This window comes from Actinoplanes awajinensis subsp. mycoplanecinus, from assembly GCF_001509495.1.
Taxonomy (GTDB): domain Bacteria; phylum Actinomycetota; class Actinomycetes; order Mycobacteriales; family Micromonosporaceae; genus Actinoplanes; species Actinoplanes palleronii.
The window spans coordinates 71,967-93,625 of record NZ_LLZH01000109.1 but is presented as its reverse complement, the minus strand read 5'-3'; the positions used below and the strand labels follow the sequence as shown (position 1 = coordinate 93,625).

At 70.5% G+C, this 21,659-nt stretch carries 19 protein-coding genes; 8 read left to right on the top strand and 11 right to left on the bottom strand.

Going from position 1 to position 21,659, the window contains the following annotated elements:
• Positions 1–680 precede the first annotated feature (680 nt).
• The 3 genes from ADL15_RS14920 to ADL15_RS14910 all read left to right on the top strand — a co-directional run bounded on the left by ADL15_RS14920 (position 681) and on the right by ADL15_RS14910 (position 4,511).
• The gene (locus ADL15_RS14920; protein WP_067690152.1) at positions 681–3,455 is read left to right on the top strand and encodes a S8 family serine peptidase; all 2,775 of its coding nucleotides are present in this window, start codon (positions 681–683) and stop codon (positions 3,453–3,455) included.
• A 121-nt stretch (positions 3,456–3,576) separates the two neighbouring features.
• Complete coding sequence (locus tag ADL15_RS14915; RefSeq protein ID WP_157441370.1) at positions 3,577–4,110, top strand: hypothetical protein; 534 nt, start codon at positions 3,577–3,579, stop codon at positions 4,108–4,110.
• A gap of 113 nt (positions 4,111–4,223) precedes the next feature.
• Entirely contained in the window at positions 4,224–4,511 is a 288-nt protein-coding gene (locus ADL15_RS14910) for a hypothetical protein (RefSeq protein ID WP_067690139.1), read from the top strand.
• A gap of 185 nt (positions 4,512–4,696) precedes the next feature.
• On the opposite strand, the gene ADL15_RS14905 is transcribed toward ADL15_RS14910, so the two are convergent.
• Positions 4,697–5,362 (bottom strand): NADPH-dependent F420 reductase, encoded by a 666-nt coding sequence (locus ADL15_RS14905; protein WP_067690136.1) that lies wholly within the window; start codon positions 5,360–5,362, stop codon positions 4,697–4,699.
• 164 nt (positions 5,363–5,526) lie between these two features.
• Here ADL15_RS14905 and ADL15_RS14900 point away from each other — a divergent pair, with 164 nt between their 5' ends.
• Positions 5,527–6,315, top strand: coding sequence for a hypothetical protein (locus ADL15_RS14900; RefSeq protein ID WP_157441369.1), 789 nt, complete (start codon positions 5,527–5,529; stop codon positions 6,313–6,315).
• Positions 6,316–6,370: 55 nt separating this feature from the next.
• Here ADL15_RS14900 and ADL15_RS14895 read toward each other — a convergent pair whose 3' ends face one another.
• Positions 6,371–7,090: a nucleotidyltransferase domain-containing protein gene (locus ADL15_RS14895; RefSeq protein WP_067690132.1), complete on the bottom strand. Its 720-nt coding sequence runs from the start codon at positions 7,088–7,090 to the stop codon at positions 6,371–6,373.
• A gap of 50 nt (positions 7,091–7,140) precedes the next feature.
• On the opposite strand from ADL15_RS14895, the gene ADL15_RS14890 reads away from it, so the two are divergent.
• Positions 7,141–7,359: a zinc ribbon domain-containing protein gene (locus ADL15_RS14890; protein WP_067690129.1), complete on the top strand. Its 219-nt coding sequence runs from the start codon at positions 7,141–7,143 to the stop codon at positions 7,357–7,359.
• Here the strand turns inward: ADL15_RS14890 and glpK (ADL15_RS14885) are convergent.
• Both glpK (ADL15_RS14885) and ADL15_RS14880 read right to left on the bottom strand, forming a co-directional pair.
• Positions 7,356–8,849 (bottom strand): glycerol kinase GlpK, encoded by a 1,494-nt coding sequence (gene glpK, locus ADL15_RS14885; RefSeq protein ID WP_067690126.1) that lies wholly within the window; start codon positions 8,847–8,849, stop codon positions 7,356–7,358. The two genes, ADL15_RS14890 and glpK (ADL15_RS14885), sit on opposite strands and share 4 nt — an antisense overlap.
• Before the next feature lie 15 nt (positions 8,850–8,864).
• Complete coding sequence (locus ADL15_RS14880) at positions 8,865–9,620, bottom strand: IclR family transcriptional regulator (RefSeq protein ID WP_067690123.1); 756 nt, start codon at positions 9,618–9,620, stop codon at positions 8,865–8,867.
• A 131-nt stretch (positions 9,621–9,751) separates the two neighbouring features.
• On the opposite strand from ADL15_RS14880, the gene ADL15_RS14875 reads away from it, so the two are divergent.
• From ADL15_RS14875 to ADL15_RS14865, 3 genes are read left to right on the top strand one after another with little or no spacing between them, the layout of a single operon-like run.
• Positions 9,752–10,597: an MIP/aquaporin family protein gene (locus ADL15_RS14875; RefSeq protein WP_067690120.1), complete on the top strand. Its 846-nt coding sequence runs from the start codon at positions 9,752–9,754 to the stop codon at positions 10,595–10,597.
• Positions 10,590–12,107, top strand: coding sequence for a glycerol kinase GlpK (glpK, locus tag ADL15_RS14870; protein WP_067690117.1), 1,518 nt, complete (start codon positions 10,590–10,592; stop codon positions 12,105–12,107). The genes ADL15_RS14875 and glpK (ADL15_RS14870) overlap by 8 nt, the downstream gene beginning before the upstream one ends.
• 1 nt (position 12,108) lies before the next feature.
• A complete protein-coding gene (locus ADL15_RS14865; RefSeq protein WP_067690114.1) occupies positions 12,109–13,806 on the top strand; it encodes a glycerol-3-phosphate dehydrogenase/oxidase in 1,698 nt (565 codons plus the stop codon).
• 266 nt (positions 13,807–14,072) lie between these two features.
• Here the strand turns inward: ADL15_RS14865 and ADL15_RS14860 are convergent, their stop codons facing one another.
• The 7 genes from ADL15_RS14860 to ADL15_RS14830 form a co-directional block, all read right to left on the bottom strand.
• Positions 14,073–14,663, bottom strand: coding sequence for a TetR/AcrR family transcriptional regulator (locus tag ADL15_RS14860; RefSeq protein WP_067690111.1), 591 nt, complete (start codon positions 14,661–14,663; stop codon positions 14,073–14,075).
• Between the two features lie 49 nt (positions 14,664–14,712).
• Entirely contained in the window at positions 14,713–15,498 is a 786-nt protein-coding gene (locus ADL15_RS14855) for an SGNH/GDSL hydrolase family protein (RefSeq protein ID WP_067690108.1), read from the bottom strand.
• 103 nt (positions 15,499–15,601) lie between these two features.
• Complete coding sequence (locus ADL15_RS14850; RefSeq protein ID WP_067690100.1) at positions 15,602–17,821, bottom strand: carbohydrate-binding module family 20 domain-containing protein; 2,220 nt, start codon at positions 17,819–17,821, stop codon at positions 15,602–15,604.
• 427 nt (positions 17,822–18,248) lie between these two features.
• Positions 18,249–19,109: a CDP-alcohol phosphatidyltransferase family protein gene (locus ADL15_RS14845; protein WP_067690092.1), complete on the bottom strand. Its 861-nt coding sequence runs from the start codon at positions 19,107–19,109 to the stop codon at positions 18,249–18,251.
• Positions 19,110–19,475: 366 nt separating this feature from the next.
• Positions 19,476–20,126 carry a hypothetical protein gene (locus tag ADL15_RS14840; protein WP_067690086.1) on the bottom strand — a complete coding sequence of 217 codons (651 nt, stop codon included), beginning with the start codon at positions 20,124–20,126 and terminating at the stop codon, positions 19,476–19,478.
• Positions 20,127–20,146: 20 nt separating this feature from the next.
• On the bottom strand, positions 20,147–20,899 hold the full coding sequence (locus ADL15_RS14835; protein WP_067690082.1) for a hypothetical protein: 753 nt from the start codon (positions 20,897–20,899) through the stop codon (positions 20,147–20,149).
• The gene (locus ADL15_RS14830) at positions 20,887–21,603 is read right to left on the bottom strand and encodes an ABC transporter ATP-binding protein (protein WP_067690080.1); all 717 of its coding nucleotides are present in this window, start codon (positions 21,601–21,603) and stop codon (positions 20,887–20,889) included. Before ADL15_RS14830 ends, ADL15_RS14835 begins: the two co-directional genes overlap by 13 nt.
• Positions 21,604–21,659: the final 56 nt, after the last annotated feature.

Here is a 21,659-nt window from a genome sequence, read left to right as displayed (position 1 = left end):
ACGGCCTTGAGGCACCCCTCAGCGCCAGCTCGCGAAACGCGGCTGGTGTTCAGGGGTGCCTCGGCGGCGTTGAGGCACCCCTCAGCGCCAGCCGGTGAGCCTGGGCCGCGTTGCGCGCCGCAACCGGCGGGCCGCCTGGCGCTTGGGGTGACCGTTCCCAGTGCGGGCCGGGGCCGGCGTGATGAGCCGCGACCGCCGCCTGCGCCGCCTGGCGACCAACCCCGACCACTCGCAACCCGCGACCCGGCCACCCCGCCGCTCGTCCCGCAACCCGGCCCCCGGCCCCCGCAACCCGGCCGCCTGGCCGCTCGTCCCGCAACCCGGCCCCCGGTCCCCGGCCGCCCGCCCCGCCGCGCGGTCATTGACCGGCCTTGTGCTCGTCCGTTGACGATCGTGAGGTTCTTCCGGGGGCGTGACGAAATGATGAAAGAGTGTGGAACATTGGCAACAAGTGACGTTCTTTCAATCACACTAATGGGCGCCGACAATTTGCTCCATCTGTGTCGCGGGTGATAGGGCACGGCATCTGGGCTGCGGATTTACCGGGTCGTCAGCGGATCGACGGCTATTCGTCACGTGGGTGAAACAATCTGCAAGAGCTGCAAGAACTTGCATGCATAGGACTGTCTCAATAGCGTTCCCCCGCAATGCCTGTCCGAGCTCTTTCTGGGGGAGACGCGATGACACGACACAGCTACCACCGATGGCGGCACGCTGCCGCCCTCGGCGCGGCCATCACCCTGGCCGGCCTGACACTCACCGCACCGCCCGCCGCAGCCGCGCCGACCGCGCCGACCGCGCCCGCCACTGTGGATCCGGCCGTCCGGGCCGCGGTCGCGGACGGCGGGGACAGCACGTTCTGGGTGCTGCTCCGGGACACGATCGATCTGAGTGCCGCCCGCACGGCGACCACCAAGGCGGCCCGTGCCACCGCCGTTCTGCGGACCGCCCGCGCCGAGGCTGCCGCGCACCAGGCCGGTCTGCGCACCCTGCTCACGCAGCGTAAAGCGACCTTCGAGACGTTCTGGATCGCCGACACCGTGAAGGTCACCGGGGATGCCGGCCTGCTGCGCGAGATCGCCGCCCGGCCCGAGGTCAAGGAGATCGTGCCGGACACCCCGGTCACCATGCCCGCCCCGGTCGCCGGTGGCGCGCAGGCCGCCGTGCAGGGCGCCGAGTGGAACATCGACCGGATCAACGCGCCCCGGGTCTGGTCGGAGAAGAACGACACCGGGCGGGGCATCGTGGTCGCCAACGTGGACACCGGCGTCCAGTACGACCACCCGGCCCTCGCCGCCGCCTACCGCGGACGCCAGGCCGACGGCACCTACCAGCACGACTACAACTGGTACGACCCCGCGCACACCTGCCCGGACGGCAACCCGTGTGACAACGCCGGCCACGGCACGCACACCATGGGCACCATGGTCGGCGCGGACGGCATCGGTGTCGCCCCGGGCGCGACCTGGATCGCCGCGAAGGGCTGCGAGACCATGTCCTGCTCCGCGTCCGCGTTGCTCGCCGCCGGGCAGTGGATCGTCGCGCCGACCGACCGGAACGGCGCGAACCCGCGGCCCGACCTGGCGCCGGACATCGTGAACAACTCGTGGGGCGGCGCGTCCGGCTTCGACCCGTGGTACGCCGACGTGGTCCGCGCCTGGGTGGCGGCCGGCATCTTTCCGGCGTTCTCCAACGGCAACTCCGGGCCGGGCTGTGCCACCGCCAACACGCCCGGGTCCTACACCGACGTCTATGCGTCCGGGGCGTTCGACGTGAACGGCGCGATCGCCGGGTTCTCCAGCCGCGGCACCGGTCAGGACGGCGCGATCAAGCCGGACCTCGCCGCGCCCGGCGTCGACGTCCGCTCCAGCGTGCCCGGTGGCGGCTACGCCTCGTACAGCGGGACGTCGATGGCCTCGCCGCACACCGCGGCGACCGTCGCGCTGATCTGGGCGGCCGCGCCGGCGCTGCGCCGGGATGTGGCGGCCACCCGGGAGATCCTGGACGTGACCGCCATTGACGCCGGGGACACGTCGTGCGGCGGCACCGAGGCCGACAACAACGTGTTCGGGCAGGGCCGGCTTGACGCCTACGCCGCGGTCAGTCTGGCGACGAGCCCGGCCGGCTCGCTCAGCGGGACGATCACCGGCGCGGGCAGCGCGATCGGGGGCGCGACGGTCACCGTCACCGGTCCGGCGTCGCGGAGCGCGACAAGTGCGGCGGACGGCACCTACCGGTTCGGCCGGCTGCCGGCGGGTGGCTACCACGTGCGGGTCACGGCTTTCGGGTACGACACCTACGACGCCGACGTGTCCGTTTCCGACAACGGTTCGGCGCGGGTCGACGTGTCGCTGAGCGCGAGCGCGTCCGGCATCGTCAGCGGCGTGGTCAGCGTCGGCGGTGATCCGGCGGCGGGTGCCACGGTCACGCTCGCGGGCACGCCGGTTTCGGTCACCACCGGTGCCGACGGCGTCTACCGGCTGGCCGCGCCGCACGGCGACTACCAGCTCACGGTGGTCCCGCTGGGCGGCTGCGCCGCCGCCACGAGCCGATCCGTCACGGTCCGCGGGAACGTCACGGCCGACGTCGCGTTGAGCCAGGTCAAGGACGCCTTCGGGTACGACTGCACGCCCGCCGAGGAGCCGTACCGGGCCGGCGTCACGCGGCTCGACCTGAGTGGTGACGACGGAGCGGCCGAGGTGGCGCTGCCGTTCGCGATGCCGCTGTACGGGACCGGTCACGACCACGCGTGGGTGAGCACCAACGGAGTGATCGGGTTCGGTCAGGCCACCTACGCGTACGGCAACACCGACCTGCCGGACGCGGCCGTCCCGAACGATGCGCTCTACCCGTTCTGGGACGACCTCTACGTGGACGCCGCGGCGGGTGTCTACACCGCCGCGGACGCGGACACCTTCGTGGTGGAGTGGCGCAACGTGCGGTTCTTCGGCGACGAGGGCCAGCGGTTGTCGATCAGCGCGATCCTGCACGCGGACGGGCGGGTGACGTACCGGTACCAGGATCTCGCCGGGGCGCGCGCCGGTGGGAACAGCGCCACGATCGGGGTCGAGAACGGGGACGGGACGATCGGACTGGCTTATTCGTACGGAAAAACGTCTTTGATCGAAGGTTTTGGGGTCACCTTCCATCCGGGTGCGGCCGATCGGATCGCGGGAACATTCAATGTCCGGCGGGAAACGGTGTGGGGACAGAATGTCTTTGTGGCCGGCAATCTCGCGATTCTGGGCGGGTGGGATCCGGCGAAAGCGGTGCCGCTCTCGGCGGGCGGTTATCCGATCTGGTCCGGGAACGTCAGCCTGCCGCCGAACACCGCTGTCGAGTTCAAGTACCTGATCAAGAACCCGGACGGGTCGGTGACCTGGGAGTCCGGCGCGAACCGGAGCACCGTGACCCCACCGACCGGTCGATACGTCACGAACGACGAGTTCCGCTGACCGTGCGGTGTCTTGTCACAGGAACTTCACAGCAAGAGTGGCGCATCTTCCCAGGTCAGCGGGCTGCGGTGGGCTGGAAGCGGATTTGATCTTACATTTGGCATCGATTAGCGTACGCGCGGTGATGCGTACCCGGATTACTTCCGCTGTCCTGTTCACCGCCGCCATGCTCAGCCTCGCGGCCTGTTCCGACGACGACAAGACCGAGGCCGGTGCCGCCACCCCCACCAGTGCCGCCGCGATCGCCCCGTCGGCGGTGCCGTCCTCCGCGCCGGTGCTCGACCCGGAGAGCAACCCCGACGCGGGCGGCAACCAGGCCGCCGGCGTCGCCGACAAGGAGCTGTGCACCGCTACCAACACGGCCGGTGAGGCGATGAAGAAGGCCATCGTCACCCTGATGTCGGCGAACTCCGGCACCATCGCGCCGGCCGACGCCAAGGCGATCCTGGCCGATTTCAACAAGCAGGTGACGACCGCGCTCGGCAGCGTGGTCACCAGCAAGGTCGCCGTGTCCGCGAAGGCCGTCGCGGACGAGGCCGCCAAGGCAGCGGCGGCCGCCGACCCGATCACCGCCGCCGCCGAGCCGAGCTTCGAGAAGGCCGGCACCGACTTCACCGCCGCGTGCAAGGCGGCCGGCGTCGCGGTCAACTTCTGACGCGCGCCCGTTTTTGATCATCAGGCCCGCGATCGGAGTGCCGGTCGCGGGCCGCTTGCTGTCCGGGTTCGCCCTGTTCCTGATCCTGCTCGTCCTCGTCATCGGGCGGGACGGTGACCAGCGGTGGCGGCGGCGAGACCGGCCCGGTCGGCCGCAACGGCTGCCCGGTGGTCGGCGGCCGGTACAGCGGGTGCCCGGTCACCGGCGCGCTGACCGACGGCTTCGGCGCCGGTCGCGTGGTGGCCGACCGGCGGGGCGCGACCGTCGTGGCGGTCGCCGGCGCGGACCGGCTCGGCTCGGGGGCCGGGCGGACCGGAACGGCCGTGGACGGCAGCCCCGACGTCGCCACCACCCCGGCCGCCGGTGGCGTGGGTGATCCGTGGCTGTCGGTCATCGCATAGGCCGTGCCGATTCCGGCGAGCGGAAGAACGGCGACGGCGGTGACGATGAAACGCTTTCGCATTTCTGTCCTTCGGCGGAAGAGCGGCGATCCGGCGGACAGTTTCGCACGCTCTTCCGGCTCCAGGAATTCCCCGAATAGGGTCGACTTCCCCGATCTCCGGTGACTATCGGCGCCCGCGGTGGGTCAGCGTTTCGCCTCGGCCACCCGCTCGCGGACGACCTCCGCGCCCGCCCCGGTGCCGGCCTGGCCGTACGGGCCGTACGGGGTGACGTAGACCGGGGTGTCCCGCTGGGTGCGCCAGTTCTCGGCGAGCGGGCCGACGTCGACCGTGTCGTACCCGATCTTGTCGAGGAACTCGGTGACCAGCAGCTTCGCCGCGGCGTCGTCACCGGCGACCGGCAGTGCGGAGCGGTCCGCGCTGCCCGCCGGGCGGGACAGCCCGGCCAGGTGCTCGAACCAGATGTTGTTGAACGCCTTGACCACCCGGGACCCGGCGAAGTGCCGCTGGACCAGCTCGCCGGTCGTGGTCGAGCCGTCCTCCAGCGCGTCGATCCGGCCGTCGCGCTCCGGGTAGTAGTTGTTCGTGTCGATCAGCACCTTGCCCGCGAGGGGCTCGGCCGGGATGTCCTGCGCGGCCTTCAGCGGCACGGTGACCACCACGAGGTCGGCGGCCGCGGCCGCCTCGGCGGAGGTGCCGGCGCTGGCCTTCGGCCCGAGCTCGGCGACCAGACCGGCGAGGGTCTCCGGCCCGCGCGAGTTGCTCAGCACCACGTCATACCCGGCGGCCACGGCCAGCCGCGCCACGGTGCTGCCGATGTTGCCACTGCCGATGAGTCCGATCGTCGTCATATCAGCGCGAACCCACCCCGCCCCGCCCCGATTCCACCCGGTGACCGGCGGCACAGGGTGCCGAGCCCGCCCGACGTCGGTCATCCCCGGCATTCACCCATGCCGAGGACGCGGGGGCACAGGGGTTTTGACAATGTGGACCTTGGCTGGGAGGGTGCCGCGCTGTGACTCGTGCAAGATGGCAGCCGACCGCTCGCGCCGCGTGGATCGCCGTCAACACGGCGGCTGTGGCGATCATGCTGGGCTCGTGGCTGGGCTGGCAGACCGCCGGTGACCTGCCGACCGACAGCGAGGTGCGGGCGATCGCCGAGGTGGTGCTGCCCAGCAGGCCGCTCGGGGTGGTGGAGCGGACCGAGCATCTCTCCGGCCCGCTGTACGGGTTCGAGGAGGATTACTCCCTGATCGGCGGCTCGGAGGAGTGGAGCGCGGGATACGTCTCGGCCGAGCTCCCGCTGACCACCATCGACCCGGTCGTGGACCGGCTCGCGGCGGCCGGCTGGGAGGTCGGAGCGTCCGGTGGCGGGCAGGTGACGGCGACGCGCGGGGACTGGGTGATGCTGGTGACCGCGGCCGGTCACGGTGAGCAGGCCGGGGTGTGGGTGCAGCGCGGTCAGCCGGTGCTCGCGATGATCCTGGCGGTGCTGTTCGGCGCGGGCGGGGCGGTGCTGGGCTGGTGGCTGTCGTTCCGGGTGCGGATCGGGCTCGGGATCCGGGGTGCGGCGGGGTTCGGGCTGCTGTCGCTGAACAGCGTGCTCGTGCTGTGGGCGCTGGGCCACGACGCCGGCGCGCTGGTCGTGCCGGTGCTGCCGGTGCTGCCCTGGGCGGGCTTCGCGGCCGTGGTGATCCGCCCGATGACCCTTTTCGGCCTGCTGGCCGTGGCGTCCTGGCTGGGCAAGGCCGCCTGGGCGCGCTGGGCCGCGGCCCCGCAGCCGGCGGTTCCCGGCCAGGTGTGACCGGTGCGGGCGCGCGTGCCCGCGTACCGGATCAGCGGTGACCGGAACACCGGGATCAGCCCGCGCCGGGCCGCGGACCGGGAGCACGGCGGGCCGTCGACACGGTGCGGACCGTGTCGCGCCAGGCGAGCCAGGCGGTGCGCAGACGTGGCGAAGGGACCGGTACGCCCTGGCGCCGGGCCCGGAGCTGTGAGATCAGCCAGGGCGGAGCGGCGGCCTGGTCGATGGCGCGGGACTTGGTGAGCAGGGTGCCGTGCGCGAGCGTGTGCCGGCCGCGGGCCATCGACGTCAGTGCCAGGTCGGCGAGCACCGGGTCGAGGAAGATCCTGGGGCGGCGGGCGGCCCAGGCCCAGTAGCCGGTGAGCTCGTCGCGGGCGGCCGCTCGGATGTCGTTCTCGGTCATCGGGGGCAGCAGATCGGCGGGCGCGCGGCCGAACACCGGATAGCCGTGCCGGACCAGCTCGGCGCGGGTGACGCCGGAGAGGATGCGCTGTACCAGCCGGCCGTGCGTCCAGGTCGGGTGCTCGGCGCCGAGGTCGGGCAGCCGGTCGGCGCGGACGTAGACGCAGCCGAGGTTCAGCTTCGGGTCGAAGCCGGCGTGTGCCTCGAGGATCCGCTCCGGGTCGGGCGGGGCGTCGACGATCGCGACCAGGTCGAGGTCGCTGACCCCGGGGATCCAGTCGTCGGTCGCGAGGGACCCGGCGACCAGCAGATCGGTGACCCAGCCGGCGGCGGACAGCCGCTTCCCGAACTCCTCGACCTCCGGCAGGCGCATGCGGTCAGGGTAGTGCGGCTCTCCTGGCGCGGGGGTGTCACGCTGGGGGCATGTTCTTCCTGCTGTTCGGTCTGCGCACCCGTGATGAGCTGGTCGACAACCGGGTCATGACCTGTGAGATGTGCGGGTGGAACGCACCGCAGGCGCGGCTGCTGCGGACCACGAAGTTCACCCTGTTCTTCGTGCCGCTCTTTCCGGTCAAGCCCCGCAAGCAGCTGCTGCGTTGCGGCCACTGCCTGGGACTCCGGGCCGCCGCGCCGGCTTTCTAACCTGGCTGGATCCAGTCGAAGGTGCGCTCCACGGCCCGCCGCCAGTTGGCATATTCCGTGTCGCGCAGGGACGGGTCCATCGCCGGCAGCCACTGCCCGGCGATGTGCCAGTTCTGGCGCAGGCCGTCCAGGTCCGGCCAGTATCCGACGGCGAGCCCGGCCGCGTAGGCCGCGCCCAGCGACACCGTCTCCACCGCCAGGGGGCGGACCACCGGCACGTCCAGCACGTCGGCGATCATCTGCATGAGCAGGTTGTCCGAGGTCATCCCGCCGTCCACCTTGAGGTTCTTGAGCGTCAGGCCGGAGGTGGCGTTCATCGCGTCGACCACCTCGCGGGTCTGCCAGGCGGACGCCTCCAGGACCGCGCGGGCCAGGTGCCCCTTGGTGATGTACGACGTCAACCCCACGATCACGCCCCGGGCCTCGGAACGCCAGTGCGGCGCGTACAGCCCGGAGAACGCCGGCACGATGTAACAGCCGCCGTTGTCGGTCACGGTCCGGGCCAGGGTCTCGATCTCCGGGGCGCTGGAGATCAGCCCGAGCTGGTCACGGAACCACTGGACCAGCGAGCCGGTGATCGCGATCGACCCCTCCAGGGCGTAGCAGGCGGGTGAGCCGGCCACCTGGTAGGCGACCGTGCTGAGCAGGCCGTGTGCCGGCTGGACCAGCTCGGTGCCGGTGTTGAGCAGCAGGAAACTGCCGGTGCCGTACGTGCATTTGGCCTCACCCGGGGTGAAGCAGGTCTGACCGAACAGTGCCGCCTGTTGATCACCCAGGGCGGCTCCGATCCGTACCCCTGGGAATGCCTCACACGCGGTGCCGAACGCGCCGATCGACGCCCGGACCTCCGGCAACATCGCGCGGGGTATCCCGAAGAAGTCGAGCGCGTCGGCCGACCAGTCCAGGGTGCGCACGTCGAGCAGCATGGTCCGGCTCGCGTTCGTCACGTCGGTGACGTGCGCGCCGCGGGTCAGGTTCCAGATCAGCCAGGTCTCCATGGTGCCGCAGAGCACCTCGCCGCGTTCCGCGCGCGCCTGCAGCCCCGGCGTGTGGTCGAGCATCCAGCGCAGCCGCGGGCCGGAGAAGTACGTCGCGAGCGGCAACCCGGACCGGTCCTCGAGCTCCTTGGCGCCCGGCCGCTCGGCGAGCTCGTGGACCAGCGCGTCGGTCCGGGTGTCCTGCCAGATGATCGCCCGGCCGATCGGGACGCCGGTCCTCCGGTCCCAGATCACCGTGGTCTCCCGCTGGTTGGCGATGCCGAGCGCGGCCACCTGCTCGATGCCCGCGCCGGCCCGGCGCAGCGCCAGCGGCGCGAGACGTTCCACGTTGCGCCAGATCTCCATGGCGTCGTGCTCCACCCAGCCGGGCTTCGGGAAGTGCTGTTTGTGCTCCTGCTGGGCCAGGGAGACCAACTGCCCGCGCCGGTCGAACACGATGCATCGCGTCGAGGTGGTGCCCTGGTCGATCGCGACCACGTAGCGCTCGGACATGATGGATCCCCCTTGTTATCGCCGGGCCGCTCCCATTTCGCGGGAGATCGCCCGGGCCGCGTCCCGCACGCTGGTGACCAGGTGCGGGCGTGGTGCGTAGCGGCTGTCGCAGATCCGTTCCACCGGACCGGAGACGCCGATCGCGCCGATCACGAGTCCGCCGTACCCGCGGATCGGCGCGGCGACGGCGGCCTGGCCGAGGGTGAGCTCCTCGACGTCAGCGGCCCAGCCGGTCTCGCGGGCGTGCTCCAGCGCCTTGGACAAATCCGACATTTTTGAGAGCGTCTTTCGGGTATATGCCGTTAAATCCATTTTTGCGCTGCCGGCTTGGTAGGCGAGCAGCACCTTCCCCAGCGCCGTCGCGTGTAAGGGCAACAGGCTGCCCACGTCGAGCGTCTGGAACGTGTCGTCCGGCCGGAACACGTGGTGCACGATCAGCACCTGCCCCTCCAGCACGGTGCCGATCCGGACCGCCTCCCCGCTGCGCACGGCCAGCGGATCCGCCCAGTTGATCGAGCGGGACCGCAGCTCGTTGATGTCCAGATAGCTGGTGCCCAGGTGCAGCAGGGCCGCGCCGAGCTGGTACTGCCCGGAGGTGCGGTCCTGCTCGACGAAGCCGACGCCCTGCAGCGTGCGCAGGATCCCGTGGGTGGTGCCTTTCGCCAGGTCGAGAGATCGAGCGATCTCGCTGAGCCCGAGCCGGCCCGGCCCGCCGGCCAGCATCCGCAGGATCGCGGCCGCTCGCTCGATGGACTGCACTGTTCCCGGCATGTTTCGCACTCTATGCGGTCGCGCTACGACGCGCCGTGATTGATGTTCGACAATGCCGACCGCTGTTCGTTGCTACCGGCTGCCGGTCTTCCTAGCGTCCAGGGCATCAATGCAGGAAGCAGGGAGGGAGCATGGCCGCACGATTCAAAGTTCCTGGACTGGTCGGTGAACTCGCGGCAGAGTTCGCCGGCACGCTGATTCTGATCCTGTTCGGTGTGGGCGTGGTGGCGCAGGTCGTCGCCGGTGGCATCGGCGATCACGACAGCATCGCCTGGGCCTGGGGCCTGGGTGTCACCCTCGGCGTCTACGTGGCGGCGCGGATCAGCGGCGCCCACCTCAACCCGGCGGTGACCATCGCGCTCGCCGTCTTCAAGGGCTTCTCCTGGCGGAAGGTCCTGCCCTACTCGCTCGCCCAGTTCCTCGGCGCGTTCGTCGCCGCGCTGCTGGTGCGCTGGAACTACACCGAGGTCCTGCACGCCGCGGACCCCGGCCTGACCATCAAGACCCAGGGCGTCTTCTCGACGCTGCCGGGCAACGGCACCCTGCCGGTCGGTGAGTGGGGCGCGTTCCGCGACCAGATCATCGGTACGGCGATCCTGCTCTTCGTGATCCTGGCCCTGACCGACATGGCCAACACCGCGCCGGCCGCCAACCTGGGCCCGGTCGTGATCGGCCTGCTGGTCGTCGCGATCGGCATGGCGTGGGGCACCAACGCGGGATACGCGATCAACCCGGCCCGTGACTTCGGGCCCCGGCTGGCGAGCTTCCTCACCGGGTACGGGGGCGCGTTCCGCGACCAGTACGGCAATCTCTATTTCTGGATACCGATCGTGGCGCCGATCATCGGTGGTGTTCTCGGCGCCGGTCTGTACCAGACTCTGATCGGACGACACCTGCCGTCGGCCGAGCCCCAGGAGGTCGGCGAGATCCCGACGGCGCGCGAGAGCGCGGAGAATGTGGAGGCTAACCGTGGCTGACTTCGTCGGAGCCGTGGACCAGGGCACGACCAGCACCCGTTTCATGATCTTCGACCATGGTGGCAACGAGGTGGCCCGCCACCAGCTCGAACACGAGCAGATCCTGCCACGGGCCGGCTGGGTCGAGCACAACCCGATCGAGATCTGGGAGCGCACCGGGGCGGTGGTGCGCAGCGCGATGCAGAAGGCGAATCTCAGCGCGAGCGACCTGGCCGCGGTCGGCATCACGAATCAGCGGGAGACCACTGTCGTGTGGGACCGGCGCACGGGCCGGCCCTATTACAACGCGATCGTCTGGCAGGACACCCGCACCGACCGGATCGCCTCGGCGCTGGACCGGGACGGCCGCGGCGACGTGATCCGGCGCAAGGCCGGCCTGCCCCCGGCGACGTACTTCTCCGGCGGCAAGATCCAGTGGATCCTGGAGAATGTCGACGGGGTCCGGGAGGCGGCCGAGCGCGGCGACGCGCTGTTCGGCAACACGGACAGCTGGCTGCTGTGGAACATCACCGGCGGCATCAACGGCGGCAACCACGTCACCGACGTGACGAACGCCAGCCGGACCATGCTGATGAACCTGGAGACCCTCGACTGGGACGACGAGCTGTTGTCGTTCTTCAACATCCCGCGGCGGATGCTGCCGGAGATCCGGCCGTCGTCGGACCCGAACACCTACGGCGTCGCGCACGTCGACGGCCCGCTCGGCGGCGACGTCCCGCTCACCGGTGACCTCGGCGACCAGCAGGCCGCCACGGTCGGCCAGGTCTGCTTCAGCCCCGGCGAGGCCAAGAACACCTACGGCACCGGCAACTTCATGCTGCTGAACACCGGCACCAACCTGGTCCGCTCGGAGAACGGGCTGCTCACCACGGTCTGCTACAAGTTCGGCGACGCCGCACCGGTCTACGCCCTGGAGGGCTCGATCGCGGTCACCGGCTCGGCCGTGCAGTGGCTGCGCGACCAGCTGCACATCATCAGCTCGGCCGATCAGAGCGAGTCGCTGGCCGCGCAGGTGCCGGACAGCGGTGGCGTGTACTTCGTGCCGGCGTTCTCCGGGCTGTTCGCGCCGTACTGGCGTTCCGACGCGCGGGGCGCGATCGTCGGGCTGTCCCGGTTCAACACCGACGCGCACATCGCCCGGGCCACCCTCGAGTCGATCTGCTACCAGACCCGGGACGTGGTGGACGCGATGGCACAGGACTCCGGGGTCACCCTGGACGTGCTGAAGGTCGACGGCGGGATCACCGTCAACAACCTCTGCATGCAGATCCAGGCCGACGTGCTGGGTGTGCCGGTGAGCCGGCCGGTGGTGGCGGAGACCACGGCGCTCGGCGCGGCGTACGCGGCCGGGCTCGCGGTCGGCTACTGGAAGAACACCGACGAGCTGCGGGAGAACTGGAACGAGTCGCAGCGCTGGCAGCCGAGCTGGTCGTCCGACCAGCGCGAACAGGGTTACGGCCGCTGGAAGAAGGCGGTGCAGCGGACCCTCGACTGGGTGGATGTGGACTGACATGACAGCACTCTCTCCGTCCCAGCGGGACGCCGCCCTGGCCGCGCTCGAGGCGACCGAGGTCGACGTGCTGGTGATCGGTGGGGGAGTGGTCGGTGCGGGTTGCGCGCTCGACGCGGTCACACGGGGACTCTCCGTGGGGCTCGTCGAGGCGCGCGACTTCGCCTCGGGCACCTCCAGCCGGTCCAGCAAGCTGATCCACGGCGGTCTGCGCTACCTGGAGATGCTCGATTTCGGACTGGTCCGGGAGGCGCTGCGGGAACGGGGGCTGATCCTCTCCCGGCTGGCACCGCACCTGGCCCGGCCGGTGCGGTTCCTCTACCCGCTCAAGCACCGCGGGTGGGAACGGCTCTACGCCGGTGCGGGCGTCACGCTCTACGACACCATGGCGATGTCCGGTGCCCTGCCGCACCACCGGCACCTGACCCGCCGGGGTGCGCTCCGGGCCTGCCCGGCGCTGCGCAAGGAGTCGCTGGTCGGCGCGCTGCAGTACTACGACGCGCAGCTCGACGACGCCCGGCACACGATGTTCCTGGCCCGGACCGCGGCCGCGTACGGCGCGCACGTCGCGAACCGGGTCGAGGTGGTCGGCTTCCTGCGGGAGGGCGAACGGGTCACCGGGGTCCGGGTCCGCGACCTGGAACACGACCGGACCTTCGAGATCCGCGCCCAGCAGGTGATCAACGCGTCCGGGGTGTGGACCGACGAGACCCAGTCGCTGGTCGGCGAGCGCGGGCAGTTCCACGTCCGCGCGTCCAAGGGCATCCACCTGGTGGTGCCACGTGATCGGATCCAGTCGTCGACCGGGCTGATCCTGCGGACCGCGACGAGCGTGCTGTTCGTGATCCCGTGGGGCCGGCACTGGATCGTCGGCACCACCGACACCGACTGGAACCTGGACAAGGCGCACCCGGCCGCGTCCGCCAAGGACATCGACTACCTGCTCACCGAGGTCAACAAGGTGCTGTCGACGCCGCTGGAACGCGCCGACGTGCAGGGTGTCTACGCCGGACTGCGCCCGCTGCTCTCCGGCGAGTCGGAGTCGACGTCGAAGCTGTCCCGCGAGCACATGGTCGGCAGCCCGGTGCCAGGCCTGGTGGTGGTGGCCGGCGGAAAATACACGACATATCGGGTGATGGCCCGGGACGCGGTCGACGCGTGCGTGTTCAATCTGAACCGCTCGGTGCCGCGCTGCTGCACCGACAAGGTGCCGCTGATCGGCGCGGAGGGCTTCCCGGCCCTGTGGAACCGGCGCGGCCTGATCGCCGCGGAGTCCGGGCTGCACGTCGCCCGGGTCGAGCACCTCCTCGGCCGCTACGGCTCGCTGACCAGGGAACTCCTCGATCTGATCAAAGAGGATCCGACGCTGTCCCGGCCGCTGGCCGGCGCCGAGGACTATCTGCGGGCCGAGGTCGTCTACGCGGCCGCGGCCGAGGGCGCCCGGCACCTGGTCGACGTGCTCACCCGCCGGACCCGGATCTCGATCGAGACGTTCGACCGGGGCACGTCGTCGGCCGCGGAGGCCGCCGAGCTGATGGGCCGGGTCCTCGGCTGGACCAAGGACCAGATCGACCGCGAGGTGGAGAACTACCGGCTGCGGGTCGAGGCCGAACGCGCGTCCCAGGAACAGCAGGACGACGAGACCGCTGACGCGGCCCGCTTGGGCGCACCGGAGGTGGTTCCGCTGCGGGTTTCATAAACCCCATATTGTACGAATAGGGAGCGCTCGTCCGTAGGCTACGAGCCACGCTCACTGATGGTCTCGCGCCCGACCGCGCTACTGCCGGCCCGGCCGCGCTCCCGGGTGGTTGGCTGGCTCTCAGGGGTGTCTCCGCGGCGCGGAGACACCCCTGAGGCCCAGCCGGGACCCCGCGCCGCGCCGCGGCCGGGAGCGGGCAGCCACGCCGCGCGGCCTCACGGGCGGGACTCGGCTCGTAGCCTGCGGACGGGCGCTCCACCTTCGTACTATGAATGGTTTTTTTTGATCAGGACCTCGACGATCTCGCGGATCGGTGCGATGAGGTCTTCCGCGGAGGCGGAGGCGAGCGGCTCGAGGTGGGCGGCGCGCATCAGGGTCAGGCCGATGGCGGTGGAGAGCAGGATCTGCGCCCGCAGGATGTCCGGATCGCCGCCCTGCAACAGCGCGGCCTTGGCGAGTTTCTCGGCGAACAGGTGCAGGAAACGCAGCCGGATCTGGTCGGCGCGCTCGTCGCCGGACGACCGCAGGATCAGCAGCAGGCTGTTGCTCGGCCCGGCGCCGGTGCTCTGGCCGATCACCTGGTGAGCGATCGTCTCCGGAACCTCACCCGGAGTGACGTCGCCGGCGGTCGCCCGCAGCTCCGCGAAGCCCGCCTTGAGCGCCGCCTCGAACAGGCCTTCCTTGTTGACGAAGTAGCGGCTGATCAGTGCGACGTTGACGCCCGCCTCGTCGGCGATGTGACGGACAGTGGTCTCCGCGTATCCGGCTGTCGCGAAGCGCCGCCGGGCGACGTCGAGCAGGAGCTGCCGGGTGCGTGCCGCGTCCCGGCGCCGCGGAGGGGTCGGGCTGGTGGTCACGACCGCAAGTCTGACGCAGGCGGCTCCGGTGGGATCTTGCGGGGCGGCGTCAGGTGGTCCGCTTCCGGAGAGCCTTCGCGTATGCCTGGTGCCCGGCGGCCGTCGGGTGGAACGACTCGGCCAGGTTGCTCGCGACCCCGTGGATCCACGGGCTGCCGGTGCACACCTCGTGTCCGGAAAAGATCGGGCGCCCATCGATGAAGACGAATCCCTTCTGTTTCGCGGCGCGCTGCTTGACGACCTGGGCGAGCGCGTCCGAGGCGGCGTTCAGCATGGTGCGGCGGCCGGCGCTGAACGAGCAGTCCGCGGCGGCGCCGGTGGTGACCAGGTAGGGATAGCCGACCACGTAGACCTTGGCTTTCGGCGCCTTCTTGCGGATCGCGGAGTAGAGCGTGTCCAGGGCCTTCGGCAGGGCGGACGTGATCGTGGTGGTGCTGCGCTGGGTCGCGGCGGCACAGTCGGCGTCGGTCCCGAGGTAGCAGGTCTGCAGGGTGGCGGCGAACCCCGCGTCGTTGCCGCCCGCCGTGACGGTGACCCAGCGGGTGCTCTTGGTCAGGACGCCGAGCTGGCTCTTGCGGACCGAGGCGGTGGTGGCGCCGCTGCACGCCCGGAACCGGAGCTTGGTCTTGGGGTTGGCCTTCGCCCAGAGCTGGGGATAGGAGCCGGCAGTGCTCTGCACGCAGCTGGTGCCGCGGTAGGAGCCGGCGCCGATGCCGGCCGCGTAGGAGTCGCCGAGCGCGACGTAGTCGCCGGTCTTGGCTGCGGCTGTTGCGGGGGTGGGGCTCAGCGCGGCGGCCAGGGCGGTCGCGGCTGCTGCGGTGATCCAGTGTCGCATCACAGGTTCTCCCTCTAGTACTGGGCGATTTTTCCTGATAAACGACCTTATTGTGAAGGAGGTCCGTGCCGCGCGGCACGGACCTCCGGGTATTACGTCGCCGCTACTTCCAGGTGTCGCTGATCGTGTACGACGAGGCGGTGCCGGTCGTGTACGCGCGGTTGCTGCCGGACTCCCAGGTCACCGTGCCCGCGGCGTCCTTCTTGATGTACTTGTAGGTGAAGGCGGTGCTCTGCGGCACGGCCACCGCCCGGCTCCAGGTCGGGTAGGACGCGGACGACAGCGGGATGGCGTCCGCGGTGTTCCAGCTGCCCAGCGCCGCGATCGAACCGACCAGGTAGACGTTGGTGCCGGTGCTGGTGGTCGCCGACTCGTTGAAGGTCACCGTGGTGGCCGAGGCGTTCGCCAGGTTGAAGCTGTTGGTGAAGCTCATCGCCGACGTGCCGGTGGAGACCGCGCGGTTCGCGTTGCTCTCCCAGGTGACGGTCCCCGCGGCGTCCTTCTTCAGGTACTTGTACTCGAAGCTGCCGCTCGCCGGGACCGCGACCGAGCCGGTCCAGACCGGGTAGCCGCTCGCCGACAGGGCGACCGCCTTCGCCGGGTCCCAGGCGCCGAGCGCGGTGGTCGAGCCGACCACGTAGACGTTGGTGCCGGTGGTGGTCGGGGCGTAGACGTTGAAGGTCGCCTGGACCGTGCCGGTGCTGCTGGTCGGGCTCGCCGTCGGGCTGCTGGTCGGGCTGGTCGACGTGGTCGGGCTGACCGTCGGGCTCGTGGTCGGGCTGGCCGTCGGCGACGTGGTGCCCGCGCCGGACTTCGCGTTCACGTCGATCGCGACCGCGCCGTTCGCCGGGATGGTCACCGAGGCCCGGCCGGACGCGACGGTGATCGCCGTGCCGGCGCAGCCGCTGGTCGAGGCCCCGCCGGTGATCCGGTCGCAGTAGGTGCCGTCGGCCAGGCCGGTGGTGTACGTCGCGGTGGACGCGCTGCCGGACCGGTTCACGCCGAACCAGCCGAGCGAGCCCCGGCTGAAGCCGATCACGTTGCTGGCGGTGTTCGTCCAGTTCGCCGCGGTGGTCGCGGACCGGGTGGTGTTGCGCCAGGCGACCATGCCCTTGACCCCGGTGCTCTGGGTCAGGCACTGCCACGCGCCGTTGCCGCAGTTGGTGTCGGTGACGAAGCCACTGGAGTCGGCCGGGGGCGAGGCGCCGGTGGCCGAGGTGGAGAAGGAGTAACCGTCGTAGAGGAACGGCTGACCGTACGGGTAGGCCAGCAGGAAGTAGTTCGCCAGGGTGTACGTGCTGCCGTCCTGGTAGCGCAGGGTGCTGCCGTTGCGCTCCAGGTCGTGGTTGGTGACCATGGCGGCGGTCAGGTCACTCGACGCGTCAAGGCTCCACGACGGGATGCTCGACAGGTTCGACAGCGTGCCGTTGGCGAACTGGGTCTTCAGGCCGTACGCGTAGGAGAAGCCGAGCACGTCGCCGATGCCGGTGTAGGCCGACGCGGCGATGTCACCGCTGCCGCCCGGCATCACCTCCTGGGCGAAGTACGGCGCCTTGCCCTCGACGGTGGTGTGCAGCTGGCCCTTGATCGCGGAGAGGTCGCCGGCGGCCATGTGCTTGGCGGCGTCCACCCGGAAACCGTCGACACCCCAGTCGACGAGCTTGTTCAGGTAACCGGCGATCTTCGTACGGACGCTGCTGTCCTGCGACTTCAGGTCGGAGAGTGCGACCAGCTCGCAGTTCTGCACCTCGGACGCGTTGTTGTAGTCGTCGATCACACCGTCGCTGTCGGAGCAGTAGCCGTCGTTCGGGTGGTGGAAGTCGCTGTACGAGTACGGCACCGCCGGGTACGAGTAGCCGGTCGGGCTGAACGTCGAGCCGCCGTACCCGGTGGTCACGGTGTTGTTCGCGCCGGCCATGTGGTTGATGACCGCGTCCACGTAGACCCGGACGCCGGCGTTGTGGCAGGCGGTGACCATGCTGGTGAACTCGGCCTGGGTGCCCAGCCGTCCGGAGATGTTGTACGACACCGGCTGGTACACCTCCCACCACGGGTGGGCGCCGTCGCTGGTGGAGGCGAGGGTGACCGACTCCTGGGGCGGGGCGACCTGGACCGCGCCGTACCCGGCCGGGCCCAGCTGGGTGGTGCAGGCGGTCGCGATGGAGTCGAAGTTCCACTCCCAGAGGTTCGCGGTCACGTCACTGTTGTTGAGGCTGACGGCGGCGTTGGCGGTGGACGCCAGGCTCACACCGGCCAGGCCTGCGGCGGCCAGCGCGAGGCTGGTGACCGAGCCCAGAACCAGCGTGCGGGTTCTCTTTCGCATGGTGGGGACGCTTTCTGCTGAGGACAGGTGGGGCGTTTGAAAGTTCTTTCAGGAGCGGCGCGCTCACCCGGCGTGATGTCGGCGTGCGGCGCGCTCCCGGCCCTGACAACGACGGTGAACTGCCGTTATCGGGACCCGACCCGGGTGGTGAGGGGGGTTTCGCCCCGGGGCGGCGCAACCCTCGGAATCGACGAGCTTGGTGAGCGGGCCGGTTCCGGGGGAGTTCCATGCAAGTCCTTGCAACTTGTTTCAGGAAGTTACCAAGCAGTGTCGGTGACGTAAAGAGCATCGAGCGCTGTTTACCAATCTCATAGACTTCGGCGGGTGTGGACGGTGGACGTTCTGCCTGGTCCCCAGTGGTCTGCCGGTGGCGGATCAACAAAAGAAGGCACCCCGGCTCGCGGGGTGCCTTCTCGACGGGGTGTGGTCAGGCGCTCGTGTGCTCCAGGCTGTCCACGGCGGCCGCGGCGCCGGCGGCTTCCAGTTTCGCCAGGCGGCGGGAGAAGCTCTTGGTGTTGGTCCACAGCTTGTAGATCAGCAGCAGCTCGAAGGCGAGCATGCCCAGCGAGATCACGATCGTGGTGACCTTGATCTGGTCGAGCACCGGGCCGACGATGAAAACGAACATCATGAACTCGATGCCGCTGATCAGGTGCACCCGGATCCGGTTCTCGACCAGGAACCGGCGGACCGCGGCGAACCGGCCGAACTTCTGCCGGAAGTCACCCTGCAGGTCGTCGCCGTCGGCGCTCTCCGCCGGCTCCTCGAGCTCCGCGCCGGCCGCGGCCAGGCGCTTGCGCATGTCGCCCTTGACCTTGCCCATCTGCAGGGCGTTCAGGTAGCGGAACATGTCCAGGAAGATGACGAGCAGGCCGAGCCACAGCCAGTCGAGGTCGTGCGTGCGGTGGTACTCCCCGCCGAACAGGCCGATCGCGCAGGCCAGCACGCGCAGCCGGTCGAACACGTAGTCGAGCCAGGCGCCGAAGACCGACCCGGTCCCGTTCAGCCGGGCGATCTTCCCGTCCATGCAGTCGAGCACGAAGCTCAGGTGGAACAGCACCGCGCCGGCCAGCAGCCAGGAATACCCCTGGTGCCAGAAGCAGGCCGCCGAGCCCAGCCCGATCAGGAACGCCGCGAAGGTGAGCCGGTTCGGCGTCACCGCCCGCCACGGCGAGACCAGCCAGACCAGCCGGGCGGCCAGCGGATCCACCAGCCAGACGGTCCACCACGCATCCCGGCTCTTGTAGGTGCGCTCGCGGATCTCCGCAAGTGAGTGACGCTGTGCCATTTACCGTTTCTCCACCCGCACGAAAGTGAACGACGGGGGTCGCAGGCCTGATCGTCACTCGAACGACACGTTTACATGCGGTCCCCCCGAACCTGTGGACGACATCGAACACTATGCGAGCAACTTTCAGTCTTGCCTGATCCCGAGGCCCGCTCACCTCAAACCGTCCGTCACTCCCCGCATGCGATCTCGCACAGAAGGCACTCGCCCCGCCAACGCCGCGGCCGCGTGCCGCGCGCGGCGGCATGCGTGCGGCGGCATGTGAGCGGCGGGCCCGAATCGCTGCCCGCAGCCGCGAGTCGCAGCGGCGTGCGGCGGGCCGTGAGCTGCGAGTTGCAGGACGTGGAGCGCAGCTGCGGGCCGGGGTTAGGCATCGCGGAGGTGCAGGGTTGTCGTGGCCAGGGCAAAGGTGGCTGCGGCCCACAGCAGCAGGGCGACCGTGCCGTGAGGCGGGTCGACCAGGGCGGTGTCGGGGAGCCAGACCGCGGTGTCGTCCGGCAGGCGGGCGCGCAGCGCCGGGCTCGCGATCAGGTAGGTGGAGAGCAGGACGGTCGCAGCGGGGACGGTGTGCCGGAGCGTGAGGCCCACCGCCGCGGCCAGCAGGGTCGTCAGCGTCAGGTAGGCGCTCGTGGCCGGCACCCGGGCCACGTCGCCGCCCGGTGCCATGGCGGTGAACGCCACGACGCCGGCGACCGGGACGATGACAGCGGTCAGCGCTGCCACCTTCGCCGCGACGAGGAGCAGGCGCCGGGGCACGGCCAGCAGAGTCGTCCTGATCTGCCCACCCGCCTGATATTCCTGCGTCGTGGCGAACACCCCCAGCACCAGGAACCCCGCCTGCGCGAACTGCAGCACCTGCCGCCCGTCCGCATGCGCCGGGATCAGGAGCAGCGCGCTCGCCCAGGTGAGCAGCGCGGTGATGCGCAACGCGGGAAGGGTCACCACCTTGCCCACCTCGGCACGGATGATCGCGGTGAGGCCCGCGGCGGTGGCCCGGCGGCCGGGGCGTGCTGTCACAGCGCATCGCGAGTGATCGGTCATGCGTCGCGCCGGTGGAACATGACGGCGGCGAGGGCCAGGAACGCCGTGACCCAGGCGCTCATCACCAGGCCCGCGGTGACCGGTGGGATCCGCTCGGCCAGGTCCATGCCGCGAATGAACATGTGGGCGCCGACGATGTCCGGCAGGTAGGCGGCCAGCGGCGTCACCTTGTACAGCAGGTAGGACAGCGAGACCACCGAGCTGTTCAGGATCAGGACGGTCAGGGTGACCACGCCGTTGCGGGCGATCAGCGTGAGGGCGAAGGCCAGCAGAGTGGTCAGCACCCAGTAGAGGACCGCCGCCGCGACCCGGGCCGGGCTCGGCGCCGGGACCGCCTCGCCGTGCACCAGCTCGGTCAGGCCCAGTGTTGCCGTCGCGGTGACCACGCCCTGCGCGGTGACCACCGCGACCAGGGCCGTCGCTTTCGCGATCAGCAGACGGGTCCGGTCGGGCATCGCCGCCAGGGTCACGGTCAGCTGCCGGACTCCGGGGGAGTCCTCGCCGGTCGACGTGTACTCACTGCTCACCGAGACGACGCCGAGGATCAGCGCGCCGAGCAGGCCGATCCCGAGATTGCGGAAACCCAGGTCGGTCGGGTCGCCGAACGTGCCGTCGGCGAGGGAGGCGCGGGTGGCCGGCGCGTTCACCAGCACCAGCAACGGCGCGATCAGCACCCCCAGCACCAGTCCCACCCGCGCGGTCGGCAGGCCGAGGAGTTTGCCGAGCTCGGCCCGGATCATGCCGGCCATGTGCGCCCCGCCTCCGCGGTCAGCGCGAAGAACGCGTCCTCCAGCGTGCGGTGCTCACCGGTGACCTCGGCCAGGGTGCCGTGGGCCACCACCTGGCCGTGGTCGATGACCACCACGTCGTCGGCGATCTCGGCCAGCTCGCCCATCAGGTGGCTGGACAGCAGCACGGTGCGGCCCTCCGCGGCACTGGTCCGCAGGAAGTCCCGGATCCAGCGGATGCCGGCCGGATCCAGACCGTTCACCGGCTCGTCGAGGACGAGGATCGGTGGGTCGCCGAGCATCGCGGTGGCCAGGCCCAGTCGCCGGCTCATCCCGAGCGAGAACCGGCCGGCTCGTTTTCGCGCGTCGCCGGCGAGGCCGACCAGGTCGAGCACCTCGCCGACCCGCCCGCGGGGCAGTCCGTTGCTGGCGGCGACCCAGCGCAGGTGGGCACGGGCGCTGCGGGCGCGGTGCGCACCGCTGCCGTCCAGCACGGCGCCGACCATGGTGAGCGGACGCGGCCAGGAAGCGTAGGGCCGCCCGTTCACCAGAGCGGTGCCGCTCTCCGGCCGGTCCAGCCCGAGCAGGACGCGCAGCGTCGAGGTCTTGCCGGCACCGTTCGGCCCGAGGAAGCCGGTGACCCGGCCGGGGCGGGCCTCGAAGCTGACATCCCGCAGGATCCGGGTCCGGTTCTTGGATTTGCGCAGTCGGTCGATGGCGATCACAGGCTTGAGTCAACCGGGTTCGGCAACCGCCCACATCGGACCCAGATCCGAGTTTT